Genomic DNA, 13,574 nt, shown 5'->3' on the forward strand with positions numbered 1-13,574 from the left:
AGATGCGCACCGCCTCATGGAGCAGGCACCGGCGCCTCCGTCTGAGTCCACTCGACGAGCGGTACGTACAACCGGTCGACGTCCTCTCCTCGCATGGCGCGCCGCAACTCATTATACAATCGCGAAACCAGCAGAGTGAGGTGAACGTTGCGCTGGATCAGTTCGAACGCCTCCTCAACCAGCCCGATCATGCCCGGCACGTTGGCCTCTGACAGGTTGTCCGCAAATTTCTGCACTTGCTCCGCCTGGTCAACATTAACGAGGAGGTCTACGTGACCGGTTGCGCGATACGTCACGATGTCTCCCAGCCAGCCCAGCATCAGCCGCAGGAGGTTTTTCAGGCGCTCGCGTCCGAGTCCGGCATGCTCGGCCACCATGTCGATGAAGCGATCCACGTCGTCGGGCTTCCGGCTCCCGTCAACAAGCCATATCACGCGGAACAGCTTTACTACGCTCGCGCGCATCGCCATCAGGCCGGTGTCACCTGCGAGGTCGAGTGCCCGGCTGAACGACCCGTCCGACATCTGGGCAATTACGTCCGCGTCTTCTCTCGTAAGATCGGTCTCGTCGACCAGGCGCGAAGCGATCTCGGCTGGCGGCAGCGGGGCAAAGACGACTCTCTGACAGCGCGAGAGGATTGTAGGAAGAATGTGGTCGATGCGGCTGGTCGTCAGCACAAAGACCGTTCGGGGTGACGGCTCCTCAAGCAGCTTGAGAAACGCGTTCGCCGATTGCCTACCTAAAAGGTGGGCGTCCGTGAGGATGCCGATCTTGTACGCCCCTTCGACGGGCTTGAAGCTGAAGGCCCTGTGCAACTCCGCATGCACCCTGTCGATGAGATAACCTGCCTGCTTGCTTGATACACGTTCGGGATCATCCAGCACGGGCCTGCGCGCGAAATCGACTGTGGCGTACGGGTTCTGGAAAAGCCTGGACAGTCGTTTCGCTACATCGGCCGCATCAGCATCCTTTGGCTGCGGGATCAGAACGTGCAGGTCGGGGTGGACACCGCGCGACACTTTCTGGCAGGGAATGCAACTTCCGCACGCCACGCCCGATGCCTTCTCACACAGAAGGGCCTTCGCAAATTCGAGAGCGACGGCACGTTTTCCGACCCCGTCCGGTCCGTGGAAGAGGTAGGCGTGGGCCACACGCTCGCTGGCGATGGCGCTGCGGAGCGCCTCCCGGGCCCGGGTCTGATTGATGGGGATGAAGGTCGACATGCTCCAAGATCGTCCGCGGCGACAAGAAAGTCTAAAGGTGCTGTTTTCCGCGCGGGTGTGCCCTGGTCGTGACCGCGGCGGTCCGCGGAACTTTGGAGCGGCGTACCGTATTTTAGGGCTGCCTCGTACGTGCGAGGTGAACGCGGCGCGGTAGCTCAGGTGGTCAGAGCGACGGATTCATAACCCGTAGGTCGGCGGTTCAAGTCCGCCTCGCGCCACACGTCTCGGCACTATTGAACCCGGTTTCGTCTAAAGGATGACCGCACCTGACAACAATCGGACATACCGGACGGCCGTCCACTTTGAACTGTGCGTTGGCTTGCTGTTCACATTCATTCCGATGATCCCGGCGGGCACTGAGCGACATGCATCGGCGCATTTACTCCAACAGCGAGATCTCCTCCGTCCTCAGAGGCCATTCCCATCCCCAACGGACCAGGCGTGACACCGCGGGTAGGCAGGCCCATGCTCGATAGTGACCGGTTAATCCACGGCCGACCCCGATGCAGCACGAAGACCTACACCTTCACCCCATTGAGCCAGCTGAGCGGAACGGGTTCGCGCTTCTTGCTCATCCGATACGCACCGATCTTCTCGATCCGGTCAGGAAGGCGAGCGAGGTACTCCTGCTCTCGACCCGACTCTCCATTGATACGAAGATCAGCTACACCGAGCCGGTCGTTAAAGTCCCTCAGAATGTCGGCATAGTCCATTGGCGTGTAGACTCCGACCTCCTGTGCTATGCTCGCAAAATTGTTGTACAGGTTCGGCGCCGGAGTCTCTCCGTCCGTCATGTAGAGCGCCGGCATGATGATGCCGTCCTTCATCAGTGCATGCCACGACTTCAAAGCGCCTTCCGGGTCTATCTCGAACAGAGCCTTCCCCGCCGCGAAGTAGAACCTCGCGTGGCGCGCTTCGTCGCCGGCAATGCTCCGGCACATCGTCGCCATCGTGTCGGCGTTTTCCGATTTCGCAATCTTGCCTGTATTGACGTGTGAGACCATCGTGGCGACCTCCTGAAACATCGGATAGAGTACACCCTTGTACAGATCCGCATCCTGCTCGAAGCCTCCCTTCAACAGACCGAAGATCGTCTTGTCGACGGCTTCCATGTTGACGCGCCCTGTTAACATCAGATAGTCGTTGAGGACTCGCCCGTGCATGTCCTCCTCGGCGGTCCACCCCCGCGACCACTGGTTCCATGGCCGCTCCACGATACCGGTGGGATCCGGGAAAAGCGTCGCGAGTCTCGCACCATAATTCGGGAGGGCTTCCTCGGTAATGGTGTTACCGACAATGCTCGCCAGAATGCCCGGGCCGAGCCCCTCCGCCTCCCTTCTCAATTCGGCAAGGGGTTCGTGATAATCCGGCGTCTCCATCCATGAGAAGAAATCGGACGGCCACCATTTCTTCGCGTTCATGTCTACGAGCAGGTCGAGGTTGGCTTCGACAATCGGCTCGATGGCGTTCAGAACTTCTCGTTTCGCGGGCTCAAATGTTTCCACGTTGATTGAAGAGACTGGACTCCCTCAAGATTACTGTGATACGATCGTCCTCGGAGTACGTCGGACGTAATCCTGCAACCACTTCGCGCGACCTTTCGTGAGAATGCGCTCTGGCATATCTCACCATCGGTCCCGCAATCCACCTTCATCGGTTCAGCGATGACCGTTCCGTATGGTCCTGCGCAACAAGGTGAAGGGACCACGCTCGGAACCGGCGCTGTGTCCTACGAACAAGCCGAAAATAATGGACTCGTGCCGGGAACGCCAGTCGAACGAGCCCCAAGTGCCTGTGGGCTGGGAAAATCAAATTCGCGCCGGGTTCGGGAACCCGTGTCAGGTCGATACAACGACGAACGGTGAGTGGGCCAGTGTCTCGTGACCGCGGGCACTGCGACGGTCCACCAGGCGGAGTTGCGGAGTGCCGGAAAACAAAGTGATTGACCTCTGCTCGTCTGGCTCTATCCGGCGCTGCTCGCTCATCGGCAGCCAGGACGCCGGAAGTGAAAAAACCGCAAACAGAAAAAGGCCCGGCCGTTGGGCCGAGCCTTTTCCGACAGAAAGCCTGCGGAGTCTAGTAGCGACCCTGCGAGCGCTGCTCGCGTGCTCTGGCCTCATTGACCTTCAGCGTACGACCGCCAAGATCCTGACCATTGAGCCCCTGGAGAGCATTCTGTGCCTCGGCGTCATTGGGCATTTCGACGAAGCCGAAACCACGAGAATCTCCCGTGAACTTGTCCTTGATGACCGCGGCCGAACTAACGGACCCGTATTCCTCAAATGCTTCTCTGAGTTCGGATTCCGTGGTTGCGTGCGGCAGATTGCCTACGTAGATATTCATTAACCTAAACCTGATAAGATCGCATCAGCTTACCGCCAAATGAAAAAGCTTCCAACCTACTTCGTGGACGCGTATACATCCTGTGGGCTGAAAGCTTGAGTCGGCCGCCGATACGAATAACGTGAGGTAGTTGCACGTAGTACTGAATGAAAGGTTCCCTCGCTGTACGCGAATCTCCAGATCGGAGTCTAGCGGCCTGTTCCCCCGCCATTCGTGCAGGGTCAGCCGACCATCCAAAACCCCAGACAGGGCTCTTGGGGCAGCAGTTTCGGGCCACGGCGCGGCAATGGACCGAGCCGAATCGCTGCTCCAGGCTATGTTCAAGAATTCTGGGCCGATGCGCCGGCACCTTCAATCCGTCCTGAAAGGATATCGCTTCGGACCTCGACAAGCGAAACACGGCAACTTTGAGCCGCCAACGGCATTGTTTCCATGATCGTCGTGCTCGTGACGGTTCCTGCTACGTTCCGGGCCCGTACCGACTGTGGATCAAAGCTGATAGAATGATGATTCGCAACCATATGCGTCATTTCCGGAACTACCTAGACTTCCGGGGAGCTCCCGCCACTGGCATCAGCACACTGATCCTTTTATTGCTGACTCCGTACCTGGCGACCGGCCAGGCCCTCGTCATTAACGAGTTCATGGCGGCGAATGACGCGACCGTCGCCGACCCGGACTTCGGCGAGTACGCGGACTGGCTGGAGATCCACAATCCAGGCTCGGCATCTGTCGACCTCAGTGACCTGTTCCTTTCGGACGACCTTGCCGCTCCGCTGAAGTGGCGCTTCCCCGCTACTCTGACCATCAAATCAAAAGGCTACGCCGTCATCTGGGCCGATGGCATGGACACCGGCCTCCACACCAGCTTCCGCCTCGCTGCCGCCGGTGAAGCCATTGGATTGTTTGATGCGGCCGGCAATGCCATCGACGTCATCACGTTCGGTCCCCAGACTGCCGACGTCTCGTTCGGCCGAAGTCCGGACGCCTCCACAGAAATGCGCTTCTTTGATCAGCCGACGCCGGGTGCACCGAACCCCGAATCCGGCTTCCTGGGAATCGCCGATGCTCCTGCCTTCAGCCCGACGGCAGGAATCTACACGGCGGCGACATCCGTCAGCATTTCAAGCAGCCTGCAGGGAGCTACCGTTCGCTTCACGACGGACGGATCGCCACCCACGCCTACTTCCGAGGTCTACGAGTCTTCTGTTTCGGTCTTTGCGACAACGGTTATCCGCGCCGCGGTGTTCAAGGACGGATATCTTCCAGGCACGGTCGCGACGCACTCGTACCTGATCGGGGAATCGAGGTCCCTGCCGGTCGTGTCGCTATCTACGGATCCTGCCAACTTCTTCGATGATCAGATCGGCATCTACGTGGAGGGAACGAACGGGATTCCAGGTTACTGCCGATCCGTTCCGCTGAACTGGAATCAAGATTGGGAACGCCCGATACACGTGGAGTTTTTCGAGCCCGACGGCTCTATGGGATTCAGTATCGATGCAGGCGTCAAGATCCACGGGGGGTGCACCCGTCTCTATCCCCAGAAGTCGCTGGCGATTTACGCCCGGAGCAGCTACGGTGCATCCCGAATCGATTATCCGGTTTTCGAAACCACTGGCCTCTCGTCGTACAACAATCTGGTCCTGCGATCGTCCGCGCAGGACTGGTGGCGGTCCATGTTTCGGGACGGCATGATTCAGACCGTGATCGGCCAGGGCATGCAGATTGAGACTCAGGCGTACCGGCCCGCCGTAGTATTCCTCAATGGCGAGTACTGGGGCATTCACAACCTGCGAGAAAAACAGAACGAACACTACCTCGAGGATCACTACGGTGTAGATCCAGAGGCGGTAGAAATACTCGAAGGCAATAAGGCAGATCTCCTCGGGCAGTCGGCGCACTACGATGAGATGATGGCGTTCATGTTCTCGACGGACATGACCGACCCCGCTGCACTTGACGTAATCGACAGCTACATGGATGTCGACGCTTACATCGACTACCTGGTCGCAGAAATTTACTCGGCGAATGCGGACTGGCCGGGCAACAACCTCAAACAGTGGAGACCGGGCACTCCCGACGGTCGTTGGCGCTGGATGATTTTTGATATGGACTTCGGGTTTGGCGGCAACGGGAACGGCCTCTTTACGAGCAATACGCTCGCTCTCGCGACCGACCCGAACGGGTCTGAATGGCCAAACCCACCGTGGTCGACGCTGCTGCTCCGAACACTTCTACAGAATCCGACCTTCCGCGGCGAGTTCATCCAGCGCTTCGCGGCGCACATGAACACGACCTTCGCCCCCGACCGAGTCCTTCACACCATTGACAGTCTGCGGGCCGTCATCGCCGGTGAGATTCCAGCTCACAAAGAGCGCTGGCCAAAATCGATTTCCTTCACCTCGACATGGGAGGACGCAATCGATATCATGAGGGAGTTCGCGGTAAAGCGCCCATTGTTTGTTCGACCGCACTTCTATAACCACTTCGGACTCTCCGGATCATCGCGATTGACACTGCGCGTTGAGGAGCCGCAAGCCGGACACATCGACGCCGATGGCGTGCGAATGCCCGGTCCAACTTTTGAAGCCGTGTTCTTCACGGATGTCCCGGTGCGGCTGCGCGCGATTCCAGAACCGGGCTACCGCTTTGAAAGATGGGAGGGAGCCTCTGCGTCGGCGACCGACACGACGTCTTTCGTTCTCACAGGGGATGCCACGCTGACCGCTATCTTCTCGAAGGATGGATCCTCTACCAATATCACGGCAGAGGTACCGGGGACAGATCGCCTGCATCAGAACTATCCAAATCCGTTTGCCGAACGAACACAAATCGACTTCGAGCTGACGCATCCTACTCCAGTCAGCATCCGGGTGTACGACGTCCTGGGTCGATGCGTAGCGACGCTTGTGGACGCCAGCCGTTCGACCGGAGAACACTCCGTCACTTTCGATGGAAGCCGCTTCACCACAGGTGTCTACTACTACGTGCTGCGGACGGACTATATCGCCGTCACGAAGCGAATGCTGCTGGTCCGGTGAACGCGTCAAGCCGGTGAGTATGTGGTCCGCACGAACGACCCGCGGGCCACACGTCCGGACAGCGCACGTCAGAGCTCGGTCCCCTGCCCGGTCCACGAGAAGCCGAAAACCCGGCATCCGAGGATGCCGGGCTTGACCGATCGTTCAGCTCTAAGCCATGGCGAGGCAGATCACGCACCGTTGGCGTGGTATTTCTCCCAGTATTCGGGCATCAGCTCGTGCACCTTCTGCTCGAGCTCCTCGTCGCTGATAGCCGTGATTCGCCCGTCGACCTCATACTGATCCATCACCCATCGGGCGACCTTGTGGATCTTGATCTTGCTGATCCGATCCTTCCCCTTCAACCCGAAGAACTCATTCACCCAGAGCGCAATACCATCCGCACCGCTCTTGTCCGTGATGGCCACGCGAGGTGGAAGACCCAGAAGCTTGCCGGTGTCGAAGATGTTATAGATCCGCTCGTCACTTCGGAGTCCGCCGGCATGGATTCCGGCACGTGTCGTATTGAAGTACTTCCCGACGAACGGATAGTTATCCGCGATCGGAAGACCTATTGACTTCATATACTCGGCCGCTTCCGTGATGGCCTCGGTATTGATTCCACAAAGATCTTCCTTCAGCGCGATGTACTCCATGAGTGCACCTTCAACCGGCGGATTGCCCGTTCGCTCTCCGTATCCGAACAGGGTCCCGTTGTTCGCGTCGCAGCCATACAGCCACGCCGTCGTACCATTGATGTGAACCTTGTGGAAGTCGTTGTGCCCGTGCCATTCCAGTCTGTCGCTCGGAACGCCGCATTCCTGGTTCAGCTTGTACACCATCTTGGGAATGCTGCGTGGTAGCTGAGCACCTGGATAGCTGATCCCGAATCCCATCGTGTCACAGATTCGGATCTTGACCGACAGCTCATCCGGAACCTGTTCGCTCATCTTCATCAGCCTGTCGACGAACGGCAATACGAAGCCATCCCAGTCCGCCCTGGTGATATCCTCCAAGTGACAGCGCGGTCGCACTCCTGCCTCGAACGCCGCTTCGACCACCTCGCAGTAGCTGTCCATGCACTCCTTGCGGCTCTTGAATTTCAGCTTGTTGAAGATGTGAAAGTCGGAGCTGCTAGTGAGCATCCCGGTCTCCTTCAGACCCGCTTCTTTCACCAGTCGAAAATCCCCCTTCACGGCACGGATCCATCCCGTGCATTCGGGATAGCGATGGCCGAGCGCTCGACATTTGTCCAACGTCTCGCGGTCGTTCTTTGTGTACAGAAAGAACTCGGTCTGCCGGATAACGCCGTTCGGCCCGCCCATCTTTGCGAGAAGATCGTACAGGTGAACCATCTGCTCTACGGAGTACGGAGGCCGCGCCTGCTGCCCATCCCGAAACGTCGTGTCGGTAATGAATATGTCCCGCTTCTTCGTGTCCTCCGGATCGAAGATCACCTGCTTCCCGTCGATGTACTCGACAATCGGACCATCGAACTTGATCAGCGGCGGCAGATCGTAGTTGAATGTGTCGTCCAGTAAATTTGGTTCGGTCGTGTTGACCAGGGGATGCGGCCTGCGCGCAGCAGCCTTGTGCATCTCTTCTACTTGCATGGGATTACTCCTCGCGCGACCGCAACGTCGATTACCTCGATCGACGAATCGGGACGTGCGATATTTGCTATGCTCTCAAACATCCTGGGTGGATACCGTAGCAGCCAGGCGCTCCGATAACTTTTGTGCGCTACCGCCAGGTCGTGTGGCAGGTACTATCGAACCGTCAGACTTCCACGCCCTGTTCCACGCAGACGCGTGTTATGAATTCGACGGCCCCGCCAACCGTATCGACGGATAGAGCGGCATCCTCGTCCATCTCAATACCGAACGCCTCCTCGAAGTTGGCAACCAGCTCGATGGACTGCACACTCTCGGCCCCGAGATCCAGCGCGAAGTTAGAATCCGACTTGATTTCGCTCGGATCCAACCGCAAGACCCGGGCCGTGACGGCCATAACTTTCTCTTCGACATTCGCCATATGGTTTTCCTAGTTGTGTTTGTTCGTAAGGACGCGACGCCCCTTCTTGATAGCATCATTTCTTGCAGGAGCCGTGAGATCGAAAACGGCTTCCCACATCGCCTCCTGCCCTTCCGTCCACTCTCGCCCCCGGCGGCCCATCGCGATCCGCGCCGTGTCGTAGAGTTTTCGTTTTCCAAATCCCTTTGTTACGACGCCCTCCAGAAACCAGGCAAACGAAGGAATGAACTTCGGCAGTGGCTTGCCCGTCCCTGCGATCAGCGCCATCGAGCCGACATAGGCACCCGTGTTGAAAAGCGTTCCAATGGATGTCTTCGTATGGTCGCCGATGAGCGACCCGACTTTGCGTGATCCCGTCGGAATGGCCCTGCGTCCATCCAGAACCACCGACACATCGGAGTAGTCGTTCTTCAGGTCGCTGTTGGTCGTAAGTGCGCCCAGGTTCACCCACTCGCCCACGTACGCGTGACCGAGAAATCCGTCGTGGTACTTGTTCGAATACCCGTGGACGATCGACTCTTCCACCTCGCCTCCGATCCTGCACATCGGCCCAATGGAGTTTCCTTCACGACACTTGGCGCCCAGCAAGATCGAGTTCTTGCCAACGTAGCAGGGGCCCTCGATACGACTGAACGGATGGATTTCCGCCCCTTCGTCGATGTAGATGGGGCCGTGCTCAGCATCAAGCACTACCATGGGGTGCACGACGACACCGGGTGCGATAAAGACATCGTTCTTACTGCCTCGAATGGCATTCGGCTGCTCCACTTTACCCTCAATTCCACTCATTCCGGCAGCGCGAAAGTCCCGGGTCAACTGGTCCGGGTTTTCCAGGATCAACTCCCACGTGTAATTCCAGATTTCCACCGGCAGGTCGACTCGCCGAAGGGTGTCCGCGGCCGACTTCAGCACGGCTTCGATGGACTGGCTCGACTTCGTGTCCCGATCCATTTGCGAGATCCGTGCGACCAGCACGTTGCCGTCGTCGCTGAGTACGACGCCGCCGGGTGGCAGCTTGTCGACTTCCAGGCTCTGAGCCTTGACTCGCCCATCAACGAGGAGTATGTCCTCACCGGCCAGCACACTTACATCGTTCACGGGCCGATCTGTCGTCTCCATGTAGGCGTCAGCCATGTAGGGCGGTACAAAGGCGGCCACATCGACCGCGCCCGTTCGCTGAACAATTTTGTCACCGAGAGAGGTCATTCCGCACCGCAGTTCCCAGATGGGACGGCTGAGCGCCAGCGGATCGAATGACATTCGCCCGTCTCCGGGCAGATCAAAGAGAATGAGTCTCATCGGCGTGGAGGTGGTCGGTTGGTGGAATCTGCCCGGGGCCCGGTTTCCTGCATATACAATCTCGTAAAAAAAACCTTGTGCTCGCCATAGTGTTTGTCGGGATAACCCTGAAAACTCTTCACGGCAGGCCCTACAGAAAGGACGCGAGTGCCCCAATCGCAGCCCTTCACAGCAATTTGATCGGATACCCGCCAATCAAGAGCTTCGGCGACCACGCCCGTCCGGCACAAACTTCAACATGGTTGTGATAAGGTCATCCACGGTCTTGATTAATACCTTGTCGTGCCTCCGTCAACTGACAAATCGGAATAGCCTGGCCTATAGCGCCTTCGTTGCCGCCATTCACTTTGACTCGACATCGATGCGCGGAACTGCCAGGAACTAAGAAAGGCAACATGGAACGTAGCGAAGTGCGTCGCGGCTTGGCCGGAAAAACTCCAGCCGGCGCGATCGGTCGACCCCGAAGACCGTGCAAGACCGGGTTTCTCAGTTCGATCATATGAACGACCATGACCCCTTCATCCATTAGCTGGCAGAAAATTACCTTGCAGCTGCGAAGTCCCTTCGGCCTGTCGTACGGCATAAGCGACACACGTGTCGCCTATCTGATTCGGCTGGCCAATGACGAGGGCCTGGGCGAAGGAACGATCCCGCCGTACTACGGCATCGAGCCGGACTCAATGACGGCTTTCTGGGATGCGGCCGGCGAGAAGAACGAACCGTTCCCCGACGACGTCGAGCAGATTGATGGCTGGATTGGCGCCGAGGGTCCGCCGCCGGCACGATGCGCGCTCAGTCTGGCTTTGCACGATCGAATCGCCCGACGAAAGAAAAAAACACTTCATAAATTACTTGAACTCCCGACCCCAACATCCCTTTCCACATCATATACAATCGGTCTGGATTCGCCGGAAGAAATGGCTCGCGTGGCCTCGCAAACATCGGGTTTCCCGATTCTGAAATTGAAACTCGGGTCGGACGGCGATCTCGATCGGTTCATGGCCGTGAGACAGGTTCGCCCTGACGCAGAGCTTTACGTGGATGCCAATGCCGGCTGGACGCGAGAGGTCGCCGTGAAGAACGTCCGCGCCATGGGAGACTACGGCCTCGCCCTTGCCGAGCAGCCCGTATCAAAGGATGACATAGAGGGACTGGGCTGGGTGCAGTCGCGGGTGGGTGTCCCCGTAGTGGCCGACGAATCGCTGCAGTCACTCGCCGATGTAGACGTCCTGGCTGCCGCGGGCGTGACGGGCGTGAATGTCAAACTGATGAAGCTTGGGGGGCTCGGGCCCGCCCTCACCGCGATCCGACGCGCTCGTGAACTCGGCCTTCGGATTATGCTCGGGTGCATGGTCGAAACGTCGCTCGGTGTCACAGCCATGGCACACCTTGCCGGCCTCGCCGACTGGCTCGACCTCGACCCGCCCTTCCTGATCAGCAACGACCCGATCGACGGCCTCACATACGATGACGAGGCACGGATTCATCTACCCAACCGACCTGGAATCGGGGCCCGCCTTCGTGGAGAGATTGGAGGCGACTGAACCGTGTTCATCACACGCCTGAATCAACCCTTGCCGGTTGACGCCTGTGTCCGCCTCACATACCTTGTCCGCTCACGTCAAACATCAAAGAGCGCGAGGCTTCGTCATGCGAACAGCCATTCCTCTTTTCGCACTCACTCTGATTCTTTCAGCTTCGACTTCCCTGGCCCAGACGACGGACTTCGTGTGGGACGCGCTCATTCCAGCCGACCCGACGCAGCCGTTTTCGGAGACCATGGTCGGAGGCCAGTTCGGAGGATCCTTCGCGGCCAACGGACCATTTGATCTCGACGGTGATGGCAAGATCGAGGTGCTGGTCTGCGATTTCTCGGGAGGCCAGCGAGTTCACGTGTTCGAGGTCGCCGGAGCGGACACCTGGGAGCTGGTATACTCAACACCGTATTACGAGGACACCCTTGATCCTGCCAATGACTTCATTGTGTCGTGCAGGGATGTCACGGGGGGTGACCTCGATGGAGATGGCAACGGTGAGATCATCTTCATCAGCGGAGATGAGTTTGTGGGAGCGAATCCTGCCGGAACCACATCGGGAATCTTCATCTACGAGTTCACCGGTACGGACAATGACTTCGGTACCGCAGAGGCAACGGCATTCAGCGTTGAGCAGCTGGGAGAGCCGATTCCAAGCTATATGAAGTCGGACAACTTCTCCACCATTGACATTGACGGTGATGGCAAGGAAGAGCTGCTGTTCCCCAACGATACCGGGAATGACGAGTGGTTGATTCTCTCCGTTAACGGGGATATCGGTTCCGGCTTCGAAACACTTGTGGTTGAGCTGCGACTCAGCTCGGGCGTTGGCGGAGGCGAGGACTACGACCCGGTTGATCGTGGCGGCGGGAGTACGTACGCCGTCAATGCCGCCGACCTGGACGGTGACGGCACGTACGAAATCTCATTCCACTCGTGGAATGATTTCAACTTCCACAACGGAGACGTTCTCGGTCCGGACGAATACAAGGTGCCTGGAACAGGTGATCCGAACCTTTTCTTCAAGGCCACGGCAAGTCTGGGCGTTGATGATCTTTCGTGGTTCAATGGAGTCGTCGTAGACATCAACGACGACGGAGATGACGAGATCTTTTATCCTCGCGAGTACGGTTTTGACGGCGGACAGTACGAGTACGTCTCCGTCATGAACTACGAGCAGGGAGAGGATCCACTGCAGATAACAGCGGATCAGTTCAGGGTGGATCTCGTGGGCCCCCTCAGTGCATACGGCATCGATGCCGGAGACATCGACGGCAACGGCACGCTCGAACTCATAGGCGCAGGACGCGGCTATGACGGACAGGACTACGATGCCGGAAGAACGCCAAAGTATCTTCGTGTCGCCGAGTGGGTCGGCGGTCAGGGCGGCGATCCTGAGGACCCTTCAAACTACAGGCTCAGCGAGGTCGAGTTTGACATAACTCCCTTCGACACGCTCTTCAACGTCGTGGTTCGCGACTCCGCCGGTGCGATTACGGTGTACCACGAGAACGCCGGCGACTTCGGCGCCTTCCCGACGAACCGCCCGGAAGAGATCTCGCCGACGAGCGTTTCCTTCCTTGGGGATGCAGACGGGGACGGCCTGATCGAGGTGGCCGTCGGGTTCTACGGCATCAACGATTCACTTGCAACGATTGATGAGGTGTGGGATGCCGGCGCCGGATTCTATCGCCGTAGTGTTCGCAGCAGGGTGGCCGCCCCACACCGGCCCGTGTTCAGAATCTTCGAACTCACCGAGTCCTTCGGTGTGAATTCGGAAGCGCAGATCGTCTTGCCAACCGACTATCATCTCTCGTCGAATTACCCGAATCCGTTCAATCCGTCGACGCAATTCAACTTCACGCTGCCGATCGACAAGACGGTTAGTGTACGGGTCTTCGACGTTGCCGGGCGCCTGGTCAGAACGCTTGTCGACGGACAGCGACTTCCGGCGGGGGCGCATACCGCCACATGGGACGGTCTGGGCGACAGGGGTATCCCTGTTGCCTCCGGTTCGTACGTGTACACGCTGGAGTATGGTAATTTTCGACTGGCTCGGAAGATGACTCTGCTGAAGTAACCCGGGTGCCACGATAACAGAAGAATATGGTCAGCGC

Annotated in this window: 9 protein-coding genes and 1 tRNA gene; 4 read left to right on the plus strand and 6 right to left on the minus strand. The window is 58.3% G+C overall.

Annotated elements, in window-relative coordinates:
- Positions 1-14: 14 nt before the first annotated feature.
- Positions 15-1,223 carry a DNA polymerase III subunit delta' gene (locus HKN37_05085; GenBank protein ID NNE46018.1) on the minus strand — a complete coding sequence of 403 codons (1,209 nt, stop codon included), beginning with the start codon at positions 1,221-1,223 and terminating at the stop codon, positions 15-17.
- A gap of 144 nt (positions 1,224-1,367) precedes the next feature.
- Here HKN37_05085 and HKN37_05090 point away from each other — a divergent pair.
- Positions 1,368-1,441: transfer RNA gene (locus HKN37_05090), tRNA-Met, on the plus strand.
- 300 nt (positions 1,442-1,741) lie between these two features.
- On the opposite strand, the gene HKN37_05095 is transcribed toward HKN37_05090, so the two are convergent.
- Positions 1,742-2,728: an acyl-ACP desaturase gene (locus HKN37_05095; GenBank protein NNE46019.1), complete on the minus strand. Its 987-nt coding sequence runs from the start codon at positions 2,726-2,728 to the stop codon at positions 1,742-1,744.
- Positions 2,729-3,299: 571 nt separating this feature from the next.
- Positions 3,300-3,566, minus strand: coding sequence for an RNA-binding protein (locus HKN37_05100; GenBank protein NNE46020.1), 267 nt, complete (start codon positions 3,564-3,566; stop codon positions 3,300-3,302).
- Between the two features lie 503 nt (positions 3,567-4,069).
- Between HKN37_05100 and HKN37_05105 the strand changes: the two genes are divergently transcribed.
- Positions 4,070-6,610 carry a T9SS type A sorting domain-containing protein gene (locus HKN37_05105; protein NNE46021.1) on the plus strand — a complete coding sequence of 847 codons (2,541 nt, stop codon included), beginning with the start codon at positions 4,070-4,072 and terminating at the stop codon, positions 6,608-6,610.
- Positions 6,611-6,780: 170 nt separating this feature from the next.
- On the opposite strand, the gene HKN37_05110 is transcribed toward HKN37_05105, so the two are convergent.
- From HKN37_05110 to HKN37_05120, 3 genes are all read right to left on the minus strand, one after another.
- Positions 6,781-8,202 carry a 2-isopropylmalate synthase gene (locus HKN37_05110; GenBank protein NNE46022.1) on the minus strand — a complete coding sequence of 474 codons (1,422 nt, stop codon included), beginning with the start codon at positions 8,200-8,202 and terminating at the stop codon, positions 6,781-6,783.
- Between the two features lie 166 nt (positions 8,203-8,368).
- A complete protein-coding gene (locus HKN37_05115; protein NNE46023.1) occupies positions 8,369-8,623 on the minus strand; it encodes an acyl carrier protein in 255 nt (84 codons plus the stop codon).
- A gap of 9 nt (positions 8,624-8,632) precedes the next feature.
- The gene (locus tag HKN37_05120) at positions 8,633-9,922 is read right to left on the minus strand and encodes a hypothetical protein (protein NNE46024.1); all 1,290 of its coding nucleotides are present in this window, start codon (positions 9,920-9,922) and stop codon (positions 8,633-8,635) included.
- Positions 9,923-10,431: 509 nt separating this feature from the next.
- Between HKN37_05120 and HKN37_05125 the strand changes: the two genes are divergently transcribed.
- Positions 10,432-11,466, plus strand: a complete 1,035-nt coding sequence (locus HKN37_05125) for a dipeptide epimerase (protein ID NNE46025.1) — start codon at positions 10,432-10,434, stop codon at positions 11,464-11,466.
- 106 nt (positions 11,467-11,572) lie between these two features.
- Entirely contained in the window at positions 11,573-13,537 is a 1,965-nt protein-coding gene (locus tag HKN37_05130; protein ID NNE46026.1) for a hypothetical protein, read from the plus strand.
- Positions 13,538-13,574 lie beyond the last annotated feature (37 nt).

This window comes from Rhodothermales bacterium, from assembly GCA_013002345.1.
Classification (GTDB): Bacteria; Bacteroidota; Rhodothermia; order Rhodothermales; family JABDKH01; genus JABDKH01.

Bases quoted from the DNA above. Each gene is read 5' to 3' on its own strand.
- HKN37_05130 (NNE46026.1), top strand. From the start codon at position 11,573: ATGCGAACAGCCATTCCTCTTTTCGCACTCACTCTGATTCTTTCAGCT.
- HKN37_05115 (NNE46023.1), bottom strand. From the start codon at position 8,623: ATGGCGAATGTCGAAGAGAAAGTTATGGCCGTCACGGCCCGGGTCTTG.
- HKN37_05085 (NNE46018.1), bottom strand. From the start codon at position 1,223: ATGTCGACCTTCATCCCCATCAATCAGACCCGGGCCCGGGAGGCGCTC.
- HKN37_05105 (NNE46021.1), top strand. From the start codon at position 4,070: ATGATGATTCGCAACCATATGCGTCATTTCCGGAACTACCTAGACTTC.
- HKN37_05110 (NNE46022.1), bottom strand. From the start codon at position 8,202: ATGCAAGTAGAAGAGATGCACAAGGCTGCTGCGCGCAGGCCGCATCCC.
- HKN37_05125 (NNE46025.1), top strand. From the start codon at position 10,432: ATGACCCCTTCATCCATTAGCTGGCAGAAAATTACCTTGCAGCTGCGA.
- HKN37_05100 (NNE46020.1), bottom strand. From the start codon at position 3,566: ATGAATATCTACGTAGGCAATCTGCCGCACGCAACCACGGAATCCGAA.
- HKN37_05120 (NNE46024.1), bottom strand. From the start codon at position 9,922: ATGAGACTCATTCTCTTTGATCTGCCCGGAGACGGGCGAATGTCATTC.